This is a genomic window from Amycolatopsis sp. (genome assembly GCF_025464955.1).
Classification (GTDB): domain Bacteria; phylum Actinomycetota; class Actinomycetes; order Mycobacteriales; family Pseudonocardiaceae; genus Amycolatopsis.
The window spans coordinates 1-20,966 of sequence record NZ_JAODNM010000123.1 but is presented as its reverse complement, the minus strand read 5'-3'; the positions used below and the strand labels follow the sequence as shown (position 1 = coordinate 20,966).

The 20,966-nt window shown below is 67.3% G+C and carries 24 protein-coding genes; 19 read left to right on the top strand and 5 right to left on the bottom strand.

Features of this window, described 5'->3' with window-relative positions:
- Positions 1-6 precede the first annotated feature (6 nt).
- A complete protein-coding gene (amcA, locus tag JWQ81_RS30185) occupies positions 7-174 on the top strand; it encodes a multiple cyclophane-containing RiPP AmcA (RefSeq protein WP_297546931.1) in 168 nt (55 codons plus the stop codon).
- Positions 175-216: 42 nt separating this feature from the next.
- Entirely contained in the window at positions 217-1,083 is an 867-nt protein-coding gene (locus JWQ81_RS30180; protein ID WP_297546929.1) for a hypothetical protein, read from the top strand.
- A 185-nt stretch (positions 1,084-1,268) separates the two neighbouring features.
- On the opposite strand, the gene JWQ81_RS30175 is transcribed toward JWQ81_RS30180, so the two are convergent.
- Positions 1,269-1,628, bottom strand: coding sequence for a cupin domain-containing protein (locus tag JWQ81_RS30175; RefSeq protein ID WP_297546927.1), 360 nt, complete (start codon positions 1,626-1,628; stop codon positions 1,269-1,271).
- 55 nt (positions 1,629-1,683) lie between these two features.
- Between JWQ81_RS30175 and JWQ81_RS30170 the strand changes: the two genes are divergently transcribed.
- Positions 1,684-2,928, top strand: a complete 1,245-nt coding sequence (locus tag JWQ81_RS30170; RefSeq protein ID WP_297546925.1) for an MFS transporter — start codon at positions 1,684-1,686, stop codon at positions 2,926-2,928.
- Positions 2,929-3,322: 394 nt separating this feature from the next.
- Positions 3,323-4,612 carry a GGDEF domain-containing protein gene (locus tag JWQ81_RS30165; protein ID WP_297546923.1) on the top strand — a complete coding sequence of 430 codons (1,290 nt, stop codon included), beginning with the start codon at positions 3,323-3,325 and terminating at the stop codon, positions 4,610-4,612.
- 231 nt (positions 4,613-4,843) lie between these two features.
- On the opposite strand, the gene JWQ81_RS30160 is transcribed toward JWQ81_RS30165, so the two are convergent.
- Positions 4,844-5,023, bottom strand: a complete 180-nt coding sequence (locus JWQ81_RS30160) for a DUF397 domain-containing protein (protein WP_366942353.1) — start codon at positions 5,021-5,023, stop codon at positions 4,844-4,846.
- Complete coding sequence (locus tag JWQ81_RS30155; RefSeq protein WP_297546921.1) at positions 5,023-5,877, bottom strand: helix-turn-helix transcriptional regulator; 855 nt, start codon at positions 5,875-5,877, stop codon at positions 5,023-5,025. Before JWQ81_RS30155 ends, JWQ81_RS30160 begins: the two co-directional genes overlap by 1 nt.
- Positions 5,878-6,028: 151 nt before the next feature.
- Here JWQ81_RS30155 and JWQ81_RS30150 point away from each other — a divergent pair, with 151 nt between their 5' ends.
- From JWQ81_RS30150 to JWQ81_RS30085, 14 genes are all read left to right on the top strand, one after another.
- The gene (locus tag JWQ81_RS30150) at positions 6,029-6,301 is read left to right on the top strand and encodes a hypothetical protein (RefSeq protein ID WP_297546919.1); all 273 of its coding nucleotides are present in this window, start codon (positions 6,029-6,031) and stop codon (positions 6,299-6,301) included.
- Positions 6,291-6,722, top strand: a complete 432-nt coding sequence (locus tag JWQ81_RS30145) for a recombinase family protein (RefSeq protein WP_297546917.1) — start codon at positions 6,291-6,293, stop codon at positions 6,720-6,722. Before JWQ81_RS30150 ends, JWQ81_RS30145 begins: the two co-directional genes overlap by 11 nt.
- Positions 6,719-6,964 (top strand): hypothetical protein, encoded by a 246-nt coding sequence (locus JWQ81_RS30140; RefSeq protein WP_297546915.1) that lies wholly within the window; start codon positions 6,719-6,721, stop codon positions 6,962-6,964. Before JWQ81_RS30145 ends, JWQ81_RS30140 begins: the two co-directional genes overlap by 4 nt.
- A 388-nt stretch (positions 6,965-7,352) precedes the next feature.
- Complete coding sequence (locus tag JWQ81_RS30135; protein WP_297546913.1) at positions 7,353-7,790, top strand: helix-turn-helix domain-containing protein; 438 nt, start codon at positions 7,353-7,355, stop codon at positions 7,788-7,790.
- 88 nt (positions 7,791-7,878) lie between these two features.
- Positions 7,879-8,028 (top strand): hypothetical protein, encoded by a 150-nt coding sequence (locus JWQ81_RS30130; RefSeq protein ID WP_297546911.1) that lies wholly within the window; start codon positions 7,879-7,881, stop codon positions 8,026-8,028.
- A gap of 183 nt (positions 8,029-8,211) precedes the next feature.
- Positions 8,212-8,544, top strand: coding sequence for a hypothetical protein (locus tag JWQ81_RS30125; RefSeq protein ID WP_297546909.1), 333 nt, complete (start codon positions 8,212-8,214; stop codon positions 8,542-8,544).
- A 430-nt stretch (positions 8,545-8,974) separates the two neighbouring features.
- Complete coding sequence (locus tag JWQ81_RS30120) at positions 8,975-9,268, top strand: hypothetical protein (protein WP_297546907.1); 294 nt, start codon at positions 8,975-8,977, stop codon at positions 9,266-9,268.
- A 64-nt stretch (positions 9,269-9,332) separates the two neighbouring features.
- Positions 9,333-9,866 carry a DUF5753 domain-containing protein gene (locus tag JWQ81_RS30115; protein WP_297546944.1) on the top strand — a complete coding sequence of 178 codons (534 nt, stop codon included), beginning with the start codon at positions 9,333-9,335 and terminating at the stop codon, positions 9,864-9,866.
- A 100-nt stretch (positions 9,867-9,966) separates the two neighbouring features.
- Positions 9,967-10,146 (top strand): hypothetical protein, encoded by a 180-nt coding sequence (locus JWQ81_RS30110; RefSeq protein WP_297546905.1) that lies wholly within the window; start codon positions 9,967-9,969, stop codon positions 10,144-10,146.
- Positions 10,147-10,234: 88 nt separating this feature from the next.
- Complete coding sequence (locus JWQ81_RS30105) at positions 10,235-13,261, top strand: lantibiotic dehydratase (RefSeq protein ID WP_297546903.1); 3,027 nt, start codon at positions 10,235-10,237, stop codon at positions 13,259-13,261.
- A complete protein-coding gene (locus JWQ81_RS30100) occupies positions 13,258-14,460 on the top strand; it encodes a lanthionine synthetase C family protein (RefSeq protein ID WP_297546901.1) in 1,203 nt (400 codons plus the stop codon). The genes JWQ81_RS30105 and JWQ81_RS30100 overlap by 4 nt, the downstream gene beginning before the upstream one ends.
- A 59-nt stretch (positions 14,461-14,519) precedes the next feature.
- Positions 14,520-15,773 carry a methyltransferase, FxLD system gene (gene fxlM / locus JWQ81_RS30095; protein ID WP_297546900.1) on the top strand — a complete coding sequence of 418 codons (1,254 nt, stop codon included), beginning with the start codon at positions 14,520-14,522 and terminating at the stop codon, positions 15,771-15,773.
- 204 nt (positions 15,774-15,977) lie between these two features.
- Positions 15,978-16,685, top strand: coding sequence for a 3'-5' exonuclease (locus JWQ81_RS30090; RefSeq protein ID WP_297546899.1), 708 nt, complete (start codon positions 15,978-15,980; stop codon positions 16,683-16,685).
- A 32-nt stretch (positions 16,686-16,717) separates the two neighbouring features.
- Positions 16,718-17,059 (top strand): transposase, encoded by a 342-nt coding sequence (locus JWQ81_RS30085; RefSeq protein ID WP_297546897.1) that lies wholly within the window; start codon positions 16,718-16,720, stop codon positions 17,057-17,059.
- Here JWQ81_RS30085 and JWQ81_RS30080 read toward each other — a convergent pair.
- The gene (locus JWQ81_RS30080; RefSeq protein WP_297546896.1) at positions 17,017-18,867 is read right to left on the bottom strand and encodes a site-specific integrase; all 1,851 of its coding nucleotides are present in this window, start codon (positions 18,865-18,867) and stop codon (positions 17,017-17,019) included. The genes JWQ81_RS30085 and JWQ81_RS30080 overlap by 43 nt on opposite strands.
- On the bottom strand, positions 18,864-19,910 hold the full coding sequence (locus JWQ81_RS30075) for a tyrosine-type recombinase/integrase (RefSeq protein WP_297546894.1): 1,047 nt from the start codon (positions 19,908-19,910) through the stop codon (positions 18,864-18,866). The genes JWQ81_RS30080 and JWQ81_RS30075 overlap by 4 nt, the downstream gene beginning before the upstream one ends.
- On the opposite strand from JWQ81_RS30075, the gene JWQ81_RS30070 reads away from it, so the two are divergent.
- Positions 19,878-20,936 carry an IS3 family transposase gene (locus JWQ81_RS30070; protein ID WP_366942352.1) on the top strand — a complete coding sequence of 353 codons (1,059 nt, stop codon included), beginning with the start codon at positions 19,878-19,880 and terminating at the stop codon, positions 20,934-20,936. The two genes, JWQ81_RS30075 and JWQ81_RS30070, sit on opposite strands and share 33 nt — an antisense overlap.
- The last annotated feature ends 30 nt before the right edge of the window (positions 20,937-20,966 follow it).

Below are 20,966 nucleotides of genomic sequence, written 5' to 3'. Positions count from 1 at the left end.
CTCAGCATGACGATCCTCGAACAGCTCGCCACAACTACCGACCAGACGCTCCAGGGCATGATCGCCACCCGCCGACGGACGGCCACCGCGACAACAACACCGCGCATGGGCCCCGACTGGGCGCGGAAGGGGACCAGCTGGGGCAAGGAAGGCCAGTTTCACAAGAACCGATAGCCTCACCGATCCAGCCGACGACGAAGCGGAGTGGCCCGGCCGATGGATGACGCAGACGTGGAGGCGGCCGTCGAGGAACGCCGCCGGTGGTTGGACGGCCAACTCCAGGCCGCCGCCGACAGGTTCCACCTCACCCCTGCTGGTGAGACCGTCAACACCTACGACATGCGCTCGGCCGGGCGACCCGCTCACACCACCGATGGCGGCGAGGTGTGGCTGCGCGTGGTGCTGGAGGACCCCGACTACCAGCCCCGCTGCCGGTGGGACGGCAACGTCACAGCCAGCACGATCGCCGGAGTGCCCAAGCCGACCGTGCTGGACTGGGCTGACTGGGACGCCGACGACTACGCCTCCGGACGCCGGCTCCGCGGCGAGATCATGTCCCTCGCACCGGGGAACGCCATCTGCCAGGACAGTGTCCTGCGCGAAGACCCTTGCCTACCCGACGAATGGTGGGCCAGCTTGGGTTCAGCGTTGACCGTCTTGGCGAAGCATCCTGTTCCCGAGTGCGACGAGTACGACACTGTCGGCAGCATGATCGGGGACGTCCGCGACCACTTCGGCGTCGACCTTGACCCGATGGTGTTCGACTCGGTGGCGTGGACCACCGCGCACACCGATCTGCACTGGGGGAATCTCACCGGGCCGCAGCTGTGCATCGTGGACTGGGAGACCTGGCGGCGGGCACCGGCCGGGTACGACGCTGCCACGCTCTACTGCGCCAGTCTGCTCCACGCACCAACCGCGCAGCGAGTTCGTACGTTGTTCGGCTCAGTCCTGGATGCCCACAGCGGCCGGCTCGCGCTGCTCGCGGTTATCGGCCGCTTCCTGGGCCTGACCAGCGAAGACCACCTAGAGTTGGAGCCGCTGCTATTTTCCCTGGGCAAGGGTCTGCTCTACCGACTCTGACACGGGCCAGGGCTGACGGCAGGGGGTTCACCCCAGCACTGGTGATCACCGCCGTTCGCGGTCTCGTGTGGTGCGGGCGGCGAACAGCACACGCGGCTCCAGGTCCAGGCGGGTGGTCGGCGCGGTCCGGTTGGGTCAGGACGATCACCACCGCAGATCGACTGCAGGGCTCTCGCGTCGAGGGTTCAACACGTTGACTTGACAGGGAAGGCCACGAACCCAAAGGTGGCGTGAAGGCTGAAGCCGGCCCCGCGTTCGGCCCTAGTGGCCTGGTGCCAGTAGCCGCGGGGGATGTGCATGACATCGCCCGTCTTCATCGTCCCTGACCAGACGATGTCCGAGGGTGGTTCGTTGTTACGTTCGACATCGCGGTACATCGGCGCGGTCCGCGAGGCGCCCCGCACCTCCCAAGTCTTCTCCCCGCCGAGCTGAACGACGATGACATCGTGGTCGTCCCAATGGAGGTTGAAACCGGCGGCGTCGCCGGTAGTGAGGTAAGTGTTGACCTGCACCAGTTCGCGTGACCGATCTCGTTCGTACGTCATCGAAGGTACTGTCAGTGGCTTCGCGCATGCCGTCAGTAGCGAACTTGGGGTGGGGATGGCCGACCAGCGTACGAGGACCGTGTCCGCTGCGTTCGGAGTACCGCAATTTCGGGTGCTGTGGACCGCAGGACTGGGGTCGGTGATCGGGGACCAGCTGGCGCGGGTGGCGCTGTCGATCCTGGTGTTCCAACGCACCGGCTCCGCGGCGTTGAGCGCCGGCACGTACGCGTTGTCGATGCTGCCGGCGCTGGTCTCCGGTGCGCTGTTCGCGTGGCTGGCCGACCGTTTCGACCGCCGCCGGGTCATGGTCGCCTGCGACGTCCTGCGCGCCGCGCTGGTCTCCGTCATGGCGATACCCGCGATTCCGCTGGGGGTCGTCGCCGGGTTGCTGGTCGTGGTGCAGCTGGTGGAGGCACCGTTCTCCGCCGCGCAGGGTGCGGTGCTGCCGGAGATGCTCGGCCGCCGGTATGAAGCCGGCCAGGCGGTGCAGCAGATCACCGGGCAGCTGAGCCTGGTCCTCGGTTTCGCGGTCGCCGCGCTGGTCGTGACCGACGTCGGCGCTCATGCCGCCCTCGGAATCGACGCGGCCACCTTCGCGGTGTCCGCGATCCTGATCCGCGCCGGTATCGCGCCCTATCCCCCACCGCCAGCCGCTGAGGTGTCCGTGGGTTCGAGGTGGCGGCGCCTGTGGCGTGAAGTCGGCGCCGGTGCCGTGATCGTGGCAGGTGACCGACAGCTCTGGACGTTGGTGTGGCTAGGGTGGCTCGCGCTGTTCACCGTGGTGCCGGAGGGACTCGCGGTGCCATTCGCGCAGCAAATCGGGGTGTCCGGCGGATGGATCGGGGTGATCCTCGCGGCCGAACCCGCCGGAGCCGTCGTGGGCGCGATGCTGCTGCGCCTCGTTCCCCGGATCTGGCGGCTACGGGCGCTGGGTCTGCTGGCCGTCGGAACGTCGCTGCCTCTGCTCGGGTACTGGGCGCGCCCTGGCCTGGCAGCGGCGTTGGTGCTGTTGGTGCTGTCGGGGTTGTGTTCGGGCTATCAGGTCACCGCGGGGGCGACGTTCGTGCAGCTCGCGCCGGTCGCCGTCCGCGGGCGCGCGCTCGGGTTCGCCCGCACCGGCCAGGTCGCCGGTCAAGGTATCGGGGTCGTGCTCGGCGGGGTCCTGGCCCAGACGGCCGGGGCGGCGGGAGCGATCGCCTGGGCGGGCACCGCAGGAGCGCTGGTCGCGCTCGCTGCAGCCCTCACCTGGTCGCGTCGACATCCCGACACGATCGCAGCCGCCCTCCCTGCGGAAGCCTAACTGTGCTGGTCACCAGCCCTTGTCACGCATTCTGGCCACCTCCCCTCCGAGCCCTGCCGCTCCCCCACGATCACGCCGAGCGATCACCAGCCCTTGTCGCGCACCTGCCTCACCCCCGCTCCTCCCGTCACGTGGGCACCAGCGGTTCGCCTCACCAGCCTTTGTCGCGCATCGCGATCCCCCTCTCACACCTCTGCGTTCACCTCTGCCGCTCTGGTCACCAGCCCTTGTCACGCATTCACATCACCTCCAGACACGGGGACGTTGGGGCCTAAAAATGATCCCAGCCCTGGGGCTGAGCTGTTCTGTCGCGATTTAGCTGACATCGGACTGCAACGCCGCTACTCTTCGTGGGGACACGATTACGCAGATAGCGGCCGGGGAGGGCAACGCTATGAGCGCCACCAGCACCACGCCACGACACATCAGATTGCTGCCGCACCACTGGAAACTCTGGTCACTACCGCGGCCGGCACAAGCGTTCGTCATCGCCGTCGACCTCCTGGCCCTGGCGGCCGTGATCGCCGCAACACGATCGACCCCGACCGGTGCGCAGTGGATCACCTTCGGCTGGCTGGCGGCCTGCGCAGTAATGCATCTGCACGCCTCACACGTTGTCGAACGCGTCCGGCGCGACCACTCTCACTCTCCTTACGTCGACCTGTGCAGCGTGTGGATCTTCGCCGGGGCGCTCGTGCTGTCCCCACCACTCGAGCTGCTGCTCGTCGCCCTCATCTACATCCACCGGTGGGTGATGGTCAACCGCTTCGACGCCCACCGCCCACCCCACCGGACTGTGTTCACCGCCTCCACCCTCGCGCTGGCGGCGTCGGCGGCGATGCTGATCGCCCGGGCCACCGAACTCCACGATCACCTGCTCACTCTCGACACTGGAGCGCACCCCGGGCTGCTCGACGCGGTCGTCCTCGTCGCGGCGATCGGCGCCCAATGGACGGTGAACACCGTGCTCATCGCCGGGGTGATCCTGCTGACCGCCCACGTTCACCGCGCTCGTGACGTGCTCGGCGGCGGCCACGATAATCTACTGGAAGTGGCGCAGCTCACTCTGGGCCTGTTCGTCGCGCTCGCGCTGCTCTGGTGGCCACCGACGGCACTGCTCATGATCGTTCCCGTCGTCGCGCTGCACCAATGCGTGCTGTTGCACCAACTGCGGCTCGCCGCCCGCACCGACCAGCGCACCGGTTTGCTGCACGCCGTGGCATGGCAAGACCAAGCCCGGGTCGAACTGCAGCGGGTCCGCGCGGAACGGGGGACGATGGCGGTGCTGATGGTCGACCTCGACTTCTTCAAGCGCATCAACGACACCCACGGCCACCTCGTCGGCGACGACGTCCTGATCAAAGTCGCCGACGCACTCACCAAAGCAGCCCGCCGCGGGGATAGCGTCGGCCGCTACGGCGGCGAGGAGTTCGCGGTTCTCCTGCCCGATGTCACCGAAGACGAAGCCCGAGTCGTCGCCGAACGGATCCGCCACCGCGTCCGGGGGCTGCAGATCACCGATCACAGCGGACGACCCGTGCACGTCTCGGCGACCGTCGGTGGTGCGGTGTATCCCGACATCCGCGAAAACACCATCGAAGGGCTCCTGCGCGCCGCCGACGCCGCCCTCTACGCCGGCAAAGCCGCCGGGCGCGACCGCGTCGCACTCGCAGCCCGCGGATGACGTGTCGGCATTGAAGTCGCTGATCAACCAGTTTCGACTCGCCGTCAGTGCGGCACAGCAGACCGCTTACTTGGGAAGTCCGGCACACAGGCGAGTTGTGCCGAAATTGACTGACGCAGTGGACGACGATTCGACCGCACCGATCAGCATCTCCAGCCGCAACTGCTTATCCCTTCAAGCATGAACGAGCCCCGGCGCAGTATCCGATTGCACCGGGGCTCGTTCATTCCACTATTGGTTAGTCAGTGCACTCACAAACGCAGTCCAGGAACGGTTCGCGATTGCGAGTTGACCACCGTCGCGATCTTTCGTGTCCCGGATGCCGACATCATCGGCGAGCCGGACCTCGACACAATCGGCGGTTTCTTTACTCCGGGCCGACTTGAACCAGCCGTCGGACGATATCGTCACTACACGTTCTCCATTTCAGTGAGGACTTCGGTGATGAGCCCCTGCGTGTCGGCTGGGCTCATCGCCTTTTCTCGCACCAAGTCGGCGGCGTGCCGGTGGGCGTCGACGTCGTCGCGGTCGTGGAGGATCAGGCCAGAGCGCTGCATCTCCACGTGCACGATGGTCGGGGTCTCCGCATCCTCACTGTCGATGAGAATGAAGCTGCCGGCGAGGCCGGGATACCAGCTCGCCGAGTACGGGACTACCCGGATGCTGACGTTGGGTAACTCGCCGAGCTCGAGCAGGTAGCGGAGCTGGTCGGCCATAACCTTGCGAGAGCCGATGATCTGCCGGATCGCGAGCTCACCGAGCAGGATATCGAGCTGCGCCGGCTCGCGGCGAGTGTAGAGGTCACGCCGCCCGATCCGCACAGCGACACGTTCGGCGATCTCGCCGGCGGGGACGCCGCTCTCGACCATGATCGCCCGGATCACGTCGCTAGTCTGCAAAGTACCCGGGATCAGCAACGGTGCGACCTGAGTGACGTGCGATGCCCTGGCCTCAGCGGTGAGTAGCGCACTGAGTTGCTGGCGGCGCTCGGGAATCGTCACCGCGAGCCACTGGGACTCATCAGTGCCGCTGGCCATATCGATGACATCTGCTGCGCGTTCGCCGGTCACATTGAGAATCCGCAGGATTTCCGACACTTCGGCTGCCTTGGGCGGCCGTTCACCGGACTCCCACCTGGACAACGTGGCGTGATCGCGCCCGATCTCAGAGGCGAGCTTCCGCTGACTGAGCCCAGCTTCCTTGCGCAGCTCGATTAGCGCTGAGCCGAGCGTGAGGGCTTTGACGCTTCGGGTGTTGCTGGCCATGCACCACAGCATATGGCACGTCAGCTAGCCCCCAGGCGTCACCCGATCAGGCCATTGCGCCGCAGTGGTGCGCAAGGTGAGAATGGTGCATCACCACTTGCACCAGTCTCACCACTCTGGTGACCGCAAGCTAACCGTACTGGGAGGGCGCATGGCAGCACAGCGCTGGATTACCTCGCTGATTACTCCTGCGCGCACCTTGAATGGCCAGCCAGCGCAGATCGTGGTGGGGCTACTCAACACGGACAGCGGCCCGCAAATCGCGATAGAGGTCGGCGACCCACGCGAAACGGTGATCATCCCGGAGATGGCGGCGACCGAACTCGTCATCAGCGTCAGCCAGATGGTCGTTGAGAAGCACCAACGGCAAGAAGACACCGTCCTGCGAACGACCGAACCCCTCGAATGTGAAGGTGGCCGTTGAGATGACATCGGATGCCTTCCCCGAACACCAAGAGCTGTGCACAAGACTGCTCGCCAAAGCGGCAACCGAACCCGCCACCCCTACAAATCAGGTGGTCTACGGCTACATCCACCACACCCGACGCAATACGGCCTACCTGGCGGCCTGCGCCGACCTTCTGGAGTGGTGGTGTCTGTCAGAGGGGTGGCATCTCGGCGCCGTCTTCCGAGACCGCGGCGTGCCCGGCTCAACGCTCATCCGGCCAGGCTTCACCGGGCTGATGGACGTACTACAACTCAATCAGAACGCCTACGCACTGGTGATCGAGACCAACCATCTCTTTGGCACGAAGTCGATCGCCACACGGTTGACCTCGGTCAACCATCGAACAGGTGCAAAGCTCCGGATCTTGACCGACGAACTCACCGAGGTGATCTCATGAGCCGCTACACCGGCGACCTGGTGAACGCCCTGCTCAGTGTCAATGAACAAGTGCCTAACGTGGTCACAGCCCTGCTGGCGGAGACGATGTCGACAGCCAAGCAGCACGAATTCGGCGGGCTGCTCATCGAGTTGGGCGAGCTTCTCCACCAGTATGCCGAAAACAATCCGGCCAAGCCCAAGCACGCGCTGCGCGACGATACGGCCGTCGCGACCGGCGACGACGAACCGTCAAGCCTATGAACAGCTGGGTGACCTTCGCGCTGGTCGTTGTCGGAGCGCTAATCCTGCTCGTAGCGCGGTGGATTGTTGCCGACTGGCAGCGAGCGCGGCGACGTCAGCGCTTCATCGCGAAGCAGAAGCCGGACTGGTCGGTGTTTGCCATCGTCGCCCGCGTTGAGCAGGAACGAGCGGACGAGGTTGTGGTCTGGCCTGAGAGAGACCCCGATGTGATCGGAGCCTGGCCAGCTACCTCATCGGAGGAGCCGCTTGCCGTCGTCATCCCCTTCCCGCGATCGCCTGCCCGAGCCCGGCAGTACGTAGAGGTGAAACCCAGCCCCTATCCCAGAACACGGACGACATCGCAGAATCGCCACTCCCGTATCTCATGTGCCGATATGGAGAACTCTCGATGAGCAAGCCCGATCGGATCTACCCGGACGGCCCGAACCTTGTCATCGCCCAGGGCGGCACGACGACCGTTTACCCTCCACAGTCGCGAATCGCCGGCAAGGACTATGAGCTCCTTTCTCGGGAAATCAAAAGGAGATACCTCGTGGACGGGCACAGCGTCCGCCGTATCAGCGCAGACCTCAACAGGTCGTACGGGTACGTGCTGCGGATGCTCCAGCAGCGCACTGACGTCAAGGTCCGAGGACGTGGCGGAGCCGGCCAGGCACCTCAGCGTGACGCCAACATGCGCGGCGTCATGACCGTGCACCACCAGTGCGCATCGTCTGATGCGTCGTTCGGCGTGACCGAGGAAAGAGGGCTACCTGGAGATCCCCGGCACAACATCCGTTGTGGGGCAGCACATGCCGCGACAGCTGGGCGAACACGGCCGCGCTGACCATAACCTGGCCATCGATCTGCCGTTGGTGTATCGCCGGCCTCCGGTTTCCCACCCGTCCCTCGGTCCCGCGGGGATAGTGTGATCGGTGGAGGAGGACATCCGGACAGCGGTGGGCCAGGTCGTCGCGGCGAGCAGCCCCGCCGGACGCGCCGCCGACGCGATCAACGACCTCACCATGCACCTGCCCAACCCCGATGAGCCGCGCGTTTGCCTGACGTGTGGGGACCGTTTCTGACCCTGCCGGTACTTCGACGCGGCGGTCTACGGCATCCAGATCGCGCGGCTGCGGGTCTCCGACGTCGTCCCGATCGACCTGCACCCGCGCCTCTGGCCCCGCCCCCGACCACACCATCGGCCCCGCCGCAGGATCCCCGTGCCTGGCCGTCCGACACCGTCACCGTCAACGAGGAGAACGACTATGGATGAAGTCCTGAGTTCCACCCTTCAGAGAGCGGTGGCCGAGCAGCTGGACTACCTCGATCACCTGGTCGACGCGGGCGACGAGGCAACAAAGATGTCCCTGGCCACCCACGAAATCAGCCGGCTGACCACCACGTTTCGCACCATGTTGGCCGACCACGCCCCTGATGAGCACGGCCTGTGCCGAGCATGCCGCACAGCACCCTGGCGCCGCGCGCACTGCGGCCTGCTGAAGGCCGCCTACAGCAACCTCATCGGCAATCCCGCCGACCACGGCAACGGCCACACCGGCCGGCACAGCCTGCGCATCTCCCGCACCGCGATCACCTGACCGGCGCACGCGCCCGAAACCCGGCACATCCGACAGTTTCGGGTTCTCGCAACTCCCGCTTCATCCGATCCAGTGGTGATGCAGCCTGCATCACCGGAGAGCCCACGCCATGACCCAGCAACAGCATCACCACGCTGCGCCCCACCATCGTGCCGCCGCGCCCTCACACGACGGTCCACTCCCCGGCCGAGACCCCGGCGCCGCATTCTCCACACTAGGACGCCTGTGGCCGTCGTCCGACGATCTCCAGATCGCCGAGCGGCGCGCCGCATTCGAGGATGCGCGCCCTGACATCCCGGTGATGCAGCGCGTCCTCGATGCCCTCCATGACCTCGACGCTCGCCCGTCCACTGACTCGCGCTGGTGATACAGCCTGCATCACCGACTACAAAACCCTCGCACACCAACACCGAAAGAGATCACGCCACTCATGGGAATCGCTGCCCTCCTGCCGCCCGTTCGCGGCGTCGTGGTCCGCGCTGAGACCACCGCCATGGTCGACGTCCGCATCATCGAACTGGCCCACCGCCACGGCTGGCCCAACACCGCCGCCAGCGAACTCGTCCTCACCGTGAAAACCCAGGACACCACGGCCCCCGAGGTCCTCGACCGCCTCACCCTCGCGAGCCGAGAAGCCTTCGACTGGCTCGAACACCACGCCGTACCCGACGGCTGGACACTGATCGAGACCGACCGGGTAATCGTGCTGGACCGCGCCGCATGAACGACCAGCCCACTACACCAACCACCCCGCACTGGTGGCCTGACTTCCGGGACAACTTCCCTGCATCCCTCGGCGTGTTCGCCGGTACCGAAGGAAAAGCCAGCGAATCAGGCAATTCCACACCTCCGCAGTGCCGGGGATCCTGCAGACGGTCGAGTACGCGCGCTCGGTCGCGCTGGAATGCGGAGGCCCACCCGAACAGGTCGAGCGGGCGGTCGCGATGCGCATGCTGCGGCAAAAACCAGTGCTGTCGCAGGTACGCGCGGTCGACATCTCAGTCGTACTCGCTGAGACGGCGCGTCGGCGGCAGGTCGGCTCTCCCGAGCTCATGGCGGCCCAGCGCGCCCGACTCGTCGAGCTCGACGGCCGACCGAATATCAGTATCCGGCTTATCCCCTTCGCGGCCGGCGCGTACCCGCAGATGGAAAAGTCGTTCACCATCCATGGCGTTCCCACTGCTGACCCGCCCTATGTGGCCTATGCCGACCACGTCGGTGCGGTAGTTCCCATTACCGGTCACGGTGCGGTCAGCGCCGTGGTTGAGGCGTTCGCCGAGCTCGAGAAACGCGCGGTGCCGCTGCGCTACCTGGCTGCGTGACGTCGAGACATCCGCTCCCACCTTCGGTGATGCAGCCTGCATCACCCCCGACCCCCTGCCGGAGACACCGGCAGGCCGGACACCACTGGAAAGGACCACCATGACCGCCATCCTCGAGAGCCCATTCGCCAGCGAGGGCGCTGCCGCGGCCGACCCGTTCGCTCTCCACGTCATTCTCCACACCGACGTCGCCAGCGGCGACCTCCTCGCCCCCTGCGGTACCGCTGACGGGTGCGATCCGACCTGCGCGTCGTCCTGCGCGAACAGCAGCGGCCGCTAACCGCAGCGCCCCCGGGGCCGGGCCGTCACCGGCCCGGCTCCGGCCAGCACCACACGCCACGCGAGCACGACCAAACCAGGAGCACCGGATGGGCACCCCGCACTACCGCTACCGCGACGCCGCGCTTCTGCGCGCCGCCGTCGCCCCGCTCGCCGCCCTCCCCGACACCTGGCCCGACCTCGAGGACACCGACTCGTGCCGCGACTGGCTGGCCGAGCAGTGCGACACCGACCTCGCCGAGGCCATCGCGCACGCCGTGCCCGACCTGGCCACCAACCTCGCCGCGCTGCGCGCCGGCACCGACACCCTGTCCCCGCGCCGCATCCGCAGCACCACCAAGTCGGTTCTGCGTTACCTGCTGCGTGCCACCGGCCGCCCCACCCCCAATGGGATCCTCGCCGGAGTCGCCCCGGCCGGCTTCGGCGACGCCGCCGCCCTTCGCTGGGGCCACGGGCACCGGACTCGGGCCCGGGTCGACACCGCCTGGCTCGACGAGATCATCACCCACCTGGAGAACACCCCCACCCTGCTCCCGCACCTGCGCGTGGTGGTCTCCAACCTCACCGTCCGGCTCGGCGGCCGCCTCTACCTTCCCCACGGCCCCAACCGAGTCAGCCTCCCCCTCACCCCAGCCCTCGCCCTCATCCACAGCACCGCCGCGACCCCCATCACCGTGGACGTCCTGCTCGCCCGGCTCATGAACGAGTTCCCGGCCGGAACCCCCGACTCCGGGCTGGCGATGATCACCACACTGCTCGACCAAGGCGTCCTGATCAGCCACCTGCGCGCCCCCTCGACCGTGACCGACCTACTCGATCACCTAATCGCCGCACTGGTCGACATCCCCGAGATCGAGAGCCTGCCCGAGGTCGCCGCGCTGCTCGCCGAGCTCGTCCGGCTCGACCACGAACTCGTCCACCACAACCTGGTCGGTCCGAGCCCGCAGGTGCGCGACGACCTGGTCACCCGGATGCGGCACCTCGCCACCGCCGGGCGGTCCCCGCTCGCCCTCGACGCCACACTCGACTGCACGGTGACCCTGCCTTGCCGCCTCGGCGACGACCTCGACCTCGCCGCCACCGCCCTGCTCCGGCTCTCGCGCCACCCGGGCGGAGAACCAATCTGGCGCGACTACCACCGGCGGTTCCTCGACCGCTACGGCGTCGGCACCCTCGTTCCGGTCACCGAGGTCCTCAATCCCGGTGCCGGGCTCGGCTACCCGGCCGGCTACCCCGGCAGCATCCTGCCCGAGCCGATGCAGCCTGCATCACTGCGTGACAGCCGGTTGCTCGCGCTGGCTTGCCGCGCGCTGGTCACCGGCACCGATGAGGTCGTCCTGACCGACGGCGACCTCGACGACATCGCAGGGGACACCACCTTCACCGCGCCGCCGCACGTCGAGCTCGCCGTACGGATCAACGCCGCAAGCACCGCCGCGCTCGACCGCGGCGTCTACAGCCTCACCGTCCTACCGGTGCGCAGCGTCGGCACCCTCACCGGCCGCTTCGCCCATGCCGCCCCCGCGCTGGCCGGTCTCTACGCCGAGCTGCCCGCGGGGACCCGGGGTGCCACCCGCGCGCAGCTGACCTTCGCGCCGGTCTACCCCGTCTCCGAGAACATCAGCCGCGTCCCGGTCTACCTCGACCATCTCATCGCGCTCGGGGAGCACCACCCGCCGCACCGCGCTGATGTGGCTGGCCACATCGGCCTCACCGACCTCTGCGTGACCGCAACCGCAGACCGGCTCCACCTAGTCGACCGTTCGGGGCGCGTGATCGAGCCGCAGGTGTTCCACGCCCTGGCCCTCGACAAGCAGCCCGCGCCGCTGATCCGCTTCCTCGCCCAGCTGCCCCGAGGTTTCGACACCGCGTGGACCCGGCTGGACTGGGGCGTCGCCGCCGACATGCCGATGCTGCCCCGGGTCCGCTACGGCCGCAGCACTCTGTCCCCGGCCAGCTGGCGCATCACCGACGCAGATCTCCCTGCCGGTCTCGGCGGTGATGCAGCCTGCATCACCTTGAACGTCTGGCGGCTGCACTGGCGCTGCCCGGCGGTCGTCGAACTGCGCGACGACGACCGCCCGTTGCGCCTGGATCTCGCTGTCCCCGCCCACGTGGCCCTGCTGCGCGACCACCTGCGCCGACACGGTCACGCGATCCTCGCCGAAACGACCACCATCACCGGGCTCGGCTGGATCGGCCATGCCCACGATGTCATCGTCCCCCTCGTCGCCACCCGCGACGCCGGGCCCGCACCGGCGACGGCCGGCGCCCCGTTACTGGTCAACGAACTCCACGGCGCCCTCCCCGCAGCGCCGGACACCCGGTGGCTCTCGGTGCACATCTACACACACCCCGAGCGCATGGACGAGGTCATCAGCGAGCACCTTCCCGCGCTGCTCGCCGGTCTCGACCAGCCGCAGTGGTGGTTCATCCGCTACCGCAGCCCCGACGAGACCGACCACCTCCGGCTCCGACTGCACACCCCACACGCCAAGGGAGCCGGCAGCACCGTCGACGCGCTCACCAGGTGGGCGGTCGACCTGCGCCACCACGGGGTCACCGGCAGGGCCACGCTCGACACCTACTACCCCGAGGTCGGCCGCTACGGAGGCGACCACGCCCTCGACGCCGCGGAGACGGTATTCAAGGCCGACTCCTCGGCCGTGCAAGCCGGCATCAACCACCTCGCGGTCACCATGGCGCCGGAGGCGCTCGTCGCGGCCGGCATGGTCCACATCGTCCGAGCCCTGCTCGGCGACGACGATGCCGCGTGGACCTGGCTCGCCGACCACAAACCGGTGATGCAGGCTGCATCACCGGCCCCGCTCGACCGCGACACCGTCGACCACGCCCGCCGCGTCGCCCTCACCGCCACCGGCACCTACCCGACCGAGTGGCCCGCCGAGGTGGCCGGAGCGTGGCTGGCCCGAGCCGACGCGCTGCGCGCCTACGCTGGCGTGCTCCCCGTACCGGTTCCCGACAGCATCGTGGAGTCCCTGCTGCACATGCACCACAACCGCGCCGTCGGACCCGACCGCGACAGCGAACACCTCGCCCGCCGCATCGCCCGCCAGGCCGCCCTCACCGCACGCGCCCAGGCGGTGCCCCGGTGATTCCCGACAGCCTCACCGTCCCCCCGAGCCGAGACCGCTTTCCCCAATGGTCACAGCGGTTGTCCGACGGGGCATCGGGGATTGTGCTGCTCCACGCCGAGCACGCCCACACCACCGGCGAGGCCGAGCGCCTGCACCCGTGGGTGCAGGCCATGATGCGCTGGTCGGTAGCCGCCCACCGCAAGACCGGGCTCTACCAGGGCGCGCCCGCCGTGGCGTTCGCGCTGCGCGCGGCGATGGTGCCCGGCCAGCCTTCCCGCGACGCCTACGGCAGCACACTCGCCGCCCTCGACACCACGATCACCGACCTCGTCCGCGTCCGGCTCAGCCACGCCCGCGCCCGCCAGAGCCGCGGCCGTCTCCCCCTGCTGCGCGAATTCGACCTGATCGATGGACTCACCGGCCTCGGGGCCCACCTGCTGCACCGCGACCCCACCGACCCGCTGCTCACCGAGGTGCTGACCTACCTGGTCACCCTCACCCAGCCGGTCACCGTCGACGGGGCCGCGCTGCCCGGCTGGTGGACCTCGACAGCCCCGACCGGGCAACCGTCGCCGCAGTGGACGCGCGGGCACGGCAACCTCGGAATCGCCCACGGCATCGCCGGACCGCTCGCCCTGCTCGCCCTCGCCCACCGCCACGGCATCACCGTCGACGGCCACACCGAAGCCCTAGACACCATCCTGGACTTCTACGACGACCACCGCGTCGAGCACGCCCGAGGACCCAGCTGGCCCGCAACCATCACCGACCCGGTCCCCGCCGCACCGCTGGCGGGCGATGCCCTCCCGGATCGGCCGTCGTGGTGCTACGGCACACCCGGTATCGCCCGGGCGCACCAGCTCGCCGGGCTCGCCCTCGGCGACCGAGCCCGCGCGGCGGCCGCCGAACACGCCCTCGCCGCCTGCTTGAGCGCCCCGGACCAGCTCGCTCTGCTCGCCGAGTCGACGCTCTGCCACGGCCTGGCCGGAGCGGTGCTCACCGCCTGGCGGGCCGCCGCCGACACCGAACCCGGCAGCCCACTCGCCGAGCTCGTCCCGCACCTCCGCGCCCGGTTGGTCGACGCGCTCGCCGACAACCCGCCGGCCGGGCTCGGCTTCCTCGAAGGCCTCGCCGGCGTCGTCCTCGCCGTGGACACCACCGCCGGGACTGAACCCTCGGCGTCGCGCTGGGACCACTGCCTGCTCATCGCCGGATGACCCGGCCCCATCACCTCGGTGATGCAGCCTGCATCACCACCACAACGACAAGGACCCCCATGACCACCACCACCGCCGATGACACGACCGACGATCCCGCTGTCCTGCGCGAGCAGATGATCCGCGAGATCGCCAAGCGCAAATACCTTCACCACGACGGCGTCCGGGACGCGCTGCGCGCCGTTCCCCGGCACCTGTTCGTTCCCGACGCCCCGGTCCGCAATGCCTACCAGCACAATCTCGCGATCACCACCAAGCCCAACACCTCAGGCGGCCGGTTGCCCCGCAGTTGCGCCAGCGTGCCGACCGTCGTCGCGATGATGCTCGAATACGTCTACAACGGACCACCCGAGGACACCAGCGCCGCACCTCCCGTGAACGTCCTCGAAATCGGGGCGGGCACCGGATACAACGCGGCGCTGCTCGCCGAGGTCGCCGGTCCGGGCGGCCACGTCGTCACCATCGACATCCACCCCGACGTCACCGCCGAGGCCCGCAGCTCCCTCGACGCACTCGGCTACAGCCGAGTGGAGGTGATCACGGCCGATGGTGTCGGCGGCTACCCCGCCAGCGCGCCCTATGACGCCATCATCGCCACCGTAGGCCCCTGGGACCTGCCCCCGGCCTGGACCCGGCAACTCGCGCCCGGCGGCCGGCTGGTCGTTCCCCTGCGATTCCGGGGAAACTCCCGGTGTGTGCAGTTCTTCCGCGATGGTGACCTGCTGCGCGCCGAGAGCAGCCGCCTGTGCGGGTTCATCCCCATGGAGGGGCCGAATCAGGACGGCGAACGCGAAACCGTCCTCGATGCCGCTGGTGCCCTAACCCTGACCTGGGACGCCGACCAGGACATCACCCCGGCCGCGCTCGTCCCTGCCCTCGACCAGCCCGGCGACACCGTCTGGTCTGGTGTCATCCTCCACGACGGCGAGAGCTTCGACGCGATCTGGCTTCGACTCGCGGCCGCCGAGCACGGTGCCTGCCGCCTGTCCGGAGCCACGTCCGAAGGCCTGCCTGATCTCGTTATCTGCGCGCGCACCCCCGCTGTGGTCGACGGCGACTCGCTCGCTTACCTTGTGCTGCGGGAAATCGAAGCCGCGCCAGGTGGCGTCCGACGCAACGAGCTCGGCGCCGCCGCCTGCGGCCCGGCTGGCGCCGCCGTCGCCGCACGCTTCGCCGAGCACATCCTCGCTTGGGATACAGACCGCGAAGCACTGCCCACGATTACCGCTTACCCTGCCGGCACACCCGACGATGACCTTCCCTCTGGACAGGTCATTGATAAGCCTTCCAACCGCGTGGTGATCTCCTACTGATTCCCAACGCATCGAGGTGGGGCCAGCGCATCCCCATCTCGATGTGCCCCGGTGCGGGAGTAACCGCATCGCGCCGGTATTCCGGTGGCACTCTTGTTGCGCTGAATCGATGGACGCGAACCTCGACCACTGACCGATCTGTCGCTGGAAGGCCGCCCACGGCGACCACGTAATCGCGGATACAACCGACCGGGAGACCCGCGCGTGACACTGACCGACCTCGCCCGCGACCCCCGGATGCTGCGCACCCGTCTCGTCGTCATCGATTTCGAAGCCCTCACCCCGGCCGGGCGCCCGCCGGAGCCGACTGAGGTCGCGGCGATCACGCTGATCTGCCGCCCCGACGGGACGCTGGAGGAGCTCGGCCGGTTCGACTCGCTGATGTGTCCGCCCGCCGACGTGCCGATCACCGCACGCGATCAGCACACCGGAATCACCGTGGCGCTGCTAGCGGAGGCCCGATCCGCCGCGATGGTCATGGCAGGACTGGATCGGCACGTCGGCGAACCCGCCGCCGCCGCCGGCGACACGGTCCTGCTGGTCGCACACAGCGCGAGCACCGAGCGCTCTCTTATCCACGGCAAACGCGAGCACTGCCCCGGCCTCGCAGCGACCCCGCTGCTCGACACGGTGCGGCTCGCCCGCGCAAGCCTGCCCGGGCTGACTGAGCACGGCCTGAGCCAGGTCGCCGGCTTCTTCGGGATCACTCTGCCGGTGGACAGGCACCGCGCGCTCGCCGACGTCGAGCTCACGATCCAGGTCCTTCGGGAACTGATCGAGCGCGGGCCCTGGTCGACGTTGCTCGATCTCGAACGCGACGCATACCTACCGCCAAAAACTCCGGACGCGCCAACGGTTGAGCAGATCGGGCTGTTCTGTGAGGTTCCCCCCGGAGAGTGGACACCGTTTTAGCAGGGCACAGCCCTGCTGGAAGGATGTCTGTTATGTCTGCCCGCAAGCGTCGGTCATACACCGCCGAGTACAAGGTCGAGGCCGCGCATCGCGTGATCGATACCGGCCGCACGATCGCCGAAGTTGCCCGTGAACTGGGAATCGACCCGGGAATGCTGAGCGTCTGGGTCAAAGACGAACGCCGCCGAGCGGACGCGGCAGCAGCAGTCGGAGACGACACACTGTCCCCATCGGAGCGGGCCGAACTGCAGGCGCTGCGGAAACGAGTCGCCGATCAGGACAGGGACATCGCGTTCCTGAAAAAAGTCTCGGCTTATGCGGGTGATCGTTGTCAAGCGGTCGGTCGGTCAAGTTTGGTGATCAGCTCCAGGTAGACCTTTTCTCGGCGGGTCTCGCCGCGTTGTGTGGCGTTGGCGGCTTGGTTGGCGAGTGTTTGCCGGTGGCTGTTGCTGGTGGAGAAGTGTGTGCACGTCTCGCAGATCGTTTCGTATCGACAGTCCAGAATTGCTGGGCGCGTGCAGGTTCCGTTGCCGAGGAGTCTGGTCGATTCCTCCCGGAGTCGTTGCATGTTAGGGCCTTCGGGGGCGGTGGTCGCTGTCGATGCGGTCGGGTTGTAGAGCCGGTCGACGTGTTTGGTGACGGCGAAGTATTCCTCGGCGACGGTGCGGTCCGCGATTCGCGCGTAGGTCATGGTCATCGAGAGTGAGGCGTGGCCGAGCAGGGCCGCGATGGCTTCGAGGCTCATGCCGCGGTTGATCGCTTGCGTAGCCAAGGTGTGGCGTAGTTGGTGTGGGGTGACGTGGCCGATGCCGGCGTGTTTGGCGGCGGCCTGGACGGCGTAATCGACGCGTCTGCCCGGAATCGGGCGGCCGCGGTCGGTGAACATGAGGGAGGTGCGCGGTTGTGGTGCGTTATCCGAAAGCCATTGCAGCAGCAGTTCTTCCACTCGTGGATGGAGTGGGATGTAGCGGTCGGTGTGAAGTTTGCCGATCGGGGTCCGTAGCCAGCGGGCGTTGCCGACGGTGGTGATCGCGTCGTGGGTCAGTCCGAGGAACTCGCCCTTGCGCATCCCGGTCAGGACCAGGACCTCCACGGCGACACGATCGAATAGGGAAGGCAGGCCGCGTGCCGATGTGAGCAGCGCCGCAGCGTCGGCGTCATCGAGGAAGCGTGGCAGAGGCCGGTCGCGGATGGGCATGTCGCCTGCGAAGATCGGGTTGCGGGCGGGTGAGTCGGTGTAGTTCCACTCGATGATGCGGTCGAAGAACCCGCGCAGGTGACCCAGCCGCATTCCGGTGGTGGTTTTGGCTGGGGCTGGGTTGCCTCGGTAGCCGGGCTTGTTGGTGAGAAAGGTCTTGAACCCTTCGATGTGGGTGCGCCGGACCTCGGCGATTACGGTGATGTCGGGGTGATATTCGGTGAGATAGACAGCGAAATGACGGAGCGTGGTGTCGATCAGGGCGACACTGCCGGGGCGCATGCTGACCGCGATTTGGGTCAGGTAGCGGCGAAGGGTCGCGGTCAGCTTCGGGGCACGTTCGGCGAGTTCGTTCCAGTGGATGCCGCGCTGTGATGGCGAGATGCGGGTTGGTGGTGCGCTGTCGAGGGTGCCCAGAGCAGCCAGCGTCGCCTTGAGGCCGTGCAGCGGCGTCGACCACGAGTTGGTGATTCTGCCGTGAAACCGGCGGCAGATCTCGGTCAGTTCGACTGCTGCATTGCCGAAGTCGTTGGCATTCACGCCTTTCGGTGTCGCTCCGGTCGTGGCGCAGATTTTGGCGAGGGTGTTCCACTGGCGCTTGACCTGGGTTGGGTTGAAGCCGATCCGTTGTGCGGTGCCATCGAAGTGATCGAAGAATTCGGGATGCACCACTGCGGCATGGCTGCCCCAGTTGCTGCCGCTGTTCATCACGTAGTCGGCGCCGGCGCGGGAGCCGGTGGTGACGAGCAGGCGCGCGACCAGACCGCGAACGTGAAGCGGTGCGGTCAGCCGTTCGATGAAAGTCGCGTTCATCCACCCGGTCAGGTCGGTGAACTGGCAGGCGAAAGCCGTCGCAGTGCAACGGCGACTGGACCGGGAGGCTTCCGATCCGCCGTGCGCGATGAACTCGGTGATCGCTGCGGTGCCGTCATCATCGGGGATAAGGCGAGCCGCCGATGCCATGGCGCGGGCCGACCTGGTCACGGCTGCTTGTTGAAGTTGGTGAGGGCATCGTCGAGGGCGGTGATCGCCTGGTGATACTGCTCGGACAGCCAGGTGTTGCTCAAGTGCAGGTAAATGCGGGTCGATTCGATGTTGCGGTGCCCAGCTTGAGCCTGGACGGCTTCCAGCGACATTCCCGCCTCACGCAGCCTTGTCAGGCATGTGTGGCGCAGCATGTGGCAGGTCAGGTGCTCGATACCAGCCCGGCCACGTGCTCCGCGGACAATTTCGTCGACGCCGGACGCAGTGAGCGGTTCACCGCGACGCGGTCCTTTCAGGACGGTGAATACGCTTGAAGTGGTTGCACTGCTGGGTCTTTCGTGATTGAGGTAGTCCGATAGTGCTGTGAAGAATGCAGGTGCCACCGGCACGATGCGGTGGTGTCCGCCTTTGCCTTCGGTGATGGTGATCTTGCGGTCGGCCAGGGCGATGTCGGGCAGGTGTAGTCCTATGACTTCGCAGCGGCGCAGGCCGCCCAGCAGCATCGCGAGCATCATCGCTCGGTCACGATGGGTCCGCAGAGCGCGAAGGAAGGCTGTGGCTGAAGAGGAATCGAGGATCCGGGGCAGAGTTCGCGGAGTGCGGATCAGCGGCGTTGTCCGGCGTCTGTTGTGCTGGCTGGTCCGCGCTCGGACGCTGAGCCCGGTTGGAACGGGATTCTTGTCGATCAGATCGCGAGCACGAAGATAGCCGTAGAGTCCCGACAGTGTCGCCAATCGTCGGGCGATCGTTCTTGAGGATAGCCCTTTCTCGCCGTCGTCGATCCGTGTGACGTTGTCGCCGCGTGTCGGTTTGCGTTGCGAGGCAAGGAATTCGAACATATCGGTGGTTGTGACGTCGATTGGTTCCTTGCCGACGAAAGCGAAGAACACCTTCAGGTCGTAGCCGGCCGCGAGAACGGAATTGGGGCGGCACCGCGCGCTGACGAACCGGAGGTAGTCATCGAGCAGGGGGTGTCCCAGTCGCACCTCGACGCCACTTCGGCCGATCGGATGACGGGAGAACGTGGGGGTAAAGTCGGGCATCGGGCCTTCCGGAATCGTGCGTCCCAGAAGCCGATTGCCGCCAGAGGATCACCAGCATATCCTTGCGTACTTTGCCGCGACGCAGAACAACCGCAACGGTTCGAACTGATGGCGAAGTACGCCCCACCCGCCCCCGGCACCACCACCGCCAGTATCTCCGCCGCAACCGAACGGTTCAGCATCACCCGCATGGCCCGCCTGCTGAAGGTGTCCACCTCCGGCTACTACGCATGGAAAAAACGCGCCACCACAACGCAAATCACACCACGACAACAACGCCGAGCCGATCTGACAGTGAAGATCCTCGACGCGCACGCCGACTCCAACGGCACCTATGGGTCCCCGAGGATCACCAGCGAACTGCGAGAACACGGCGAGACAGTGGCCGAGAAGACGGTCGCCGCGATCATGGCCGAGATCGGCATCGAGGGCATCAGTCCCCGTACCTTCAAAGTCCGCACCACGGTCACCGATCCAGCGGCGTCGTTCCCACCGGACCTGGTGCGGCGGCGCTTCGACCAAGGCCGGCTCGACGCGGTCTGGCTGACCGACATCACCTACCTCACCTGCGGCGAGGGCGACATGTACTTGTGCGCGATCCGGGACGGGCACTCCCGCCGCGTGCTCGGGCATGTTGTTGCCGACCACATCGGCGCGGACATGGTCTGCCAGGCCATCGACGCAGCAGTCGCCCGCCGTGGCCGCGTCGCCGGCACCGTGTTGCACTCCGACCGCGGCGGTGAGTTCACCGCGACGTTGACGATGAAATCCTGCGCCGCGCACCAGCTGAAACGGTCGATGGGTGACACGGGAATCTGCTGGGACAACAGCCCCGCAGAATCGTTCTGGTCCTCGTTCAAGCACGAGCACTACTACCGGCATTCCTACGCCGGTAAAGCGGAACTCGTTGCAGCGGTTGACAAGTGGATCGAGTGGTACAACACTAATCGCCGACATTCCTCTATCGGGATGATCAGTCCTGTGTGCTACGAGCAATCCCTGACAGGTGCAGCGAAAGCTGCTTAACCCACTGTCCACCGCTCGGGGGGAACCTCA

Bases quoted from the DNA above. Each gene is read 5' to 3' on its own strand.
- JWQ81_RS30150 (WP_297546919.1), top strand. From the start codon at position 6,029: ATGGCAGCACAGCGCTGGATTACCTCGCTGATTACTCCTGCGCGCACC.
- JWQ81_RS30135 (WP_297546913.1), top strand. From the start codon at position 7,353: ATGAGCAAGCCCGATCGGATCTACCCGGACGGCCCGAACCTTGTCATC.
- JWQ81_RS30170 (WP_297546925.1), top strand. From the start codon at position 1,684: ATGGCCGACCAGCGTACGAGGACCGTGTCCGCTGCGTTCGGAGTACCG.
- amcA (WP_297546931.1), top strand. From the start codon at position 7: ATGACGATCCTCGAACAGCTCGCCACAACTACCGACCAGACGCTCCAG.
- JWQ81_RS30085 (WP_297546897.1), top strand. From the start codon at position 16,718: ATGTCTGCCCGCAAGCGTCGGTCATACACCGCCGAGTACAAGGTCGAG.
- JWQ81_RS30125 (WP_297546909.1), top strand. From the start codon at position 8,212: ATGGATGAAGTCCTGAGTTCCACCCTTCAGAGAGCGGTGGCCGAGCAG.
- JWQ81_RS30155 (WP_297546921.1), bottom strand. From the start codon at position 5,877: ATGGCCAGCAACACCCGAAGCGTCAAAGCCCTCACGCTCGGCTCAGCG.
- fxlM (WP_297546900.1), top strand. From the start codon at position 14,520: ATGACCACCACCACCGCCGATGACACGACCGACGATCCCGCTGTCCTG.
- JWQ81_RS30070 (WP_366942352.1), top strand. From the start codon at position 19,878: ATGACGGGAGAACGTGGGGGTAAAGTCGGGCATCGGGCCTTCCGGAAT.
- JWQ81_RS30120 (WP_297546907.1), top strand. From the start codon at position 8,975: ATGGGAATCGCTGCCCTCCTGCCGCCCGTTCGCGGCGTCGTGGTCCGC.
- JWQ81_RS30180 (WP_297546929.1), top strand. From the start codon at position 217: ATGGATGACGCAGACGTGGAGGCGGCCGTCGAGGAACGCCGCCGGTGG.
- JWQ81_RS30175 (WP_297546927.1), bottom strand. From the start codon at position 1,628: ATGACGTACGAACGAGATCGGTCACGCGAACTGGTGCAGGTCAACACT.
- JWQ81_RS30165 (WP_297546923.1), top strand. From the start codon at position 3,323: ATGAGCGCCACCAGCACCACGCCACGACACATCAGATTGCTGCCGCAC.
- JWQ81_RS30075 (WP_297546894.1), bottom strand. From the start codon at position 19,910: ATGCCCGACTTTACCCCCACGTTCTCCCGTCATCCGATCGGCCGAAGT.
- JWQ81_RS30105 (WP_297546903.1), top strand. From the start codon at position 10,235: ATGGGCACCCCGCACTACCGCTACCGCGACGCCGCGCTTCTGCGCGCC.
- JWQ81_RS30140 (WP_297546915.1), top strand. From the start codon at position 6,719: ATGAGCCGCTACACCGGCGACCTGGTGAACGCCCTGCTCAGTGTCAAT.
- JWQ81_RS30110 (WP_297546905.1), top strand. From the start codon at position 9,967: ATGACCGCCATCCTCGAGAGCCCATTCGCCAGCGAGGGCGCTGCCGCG.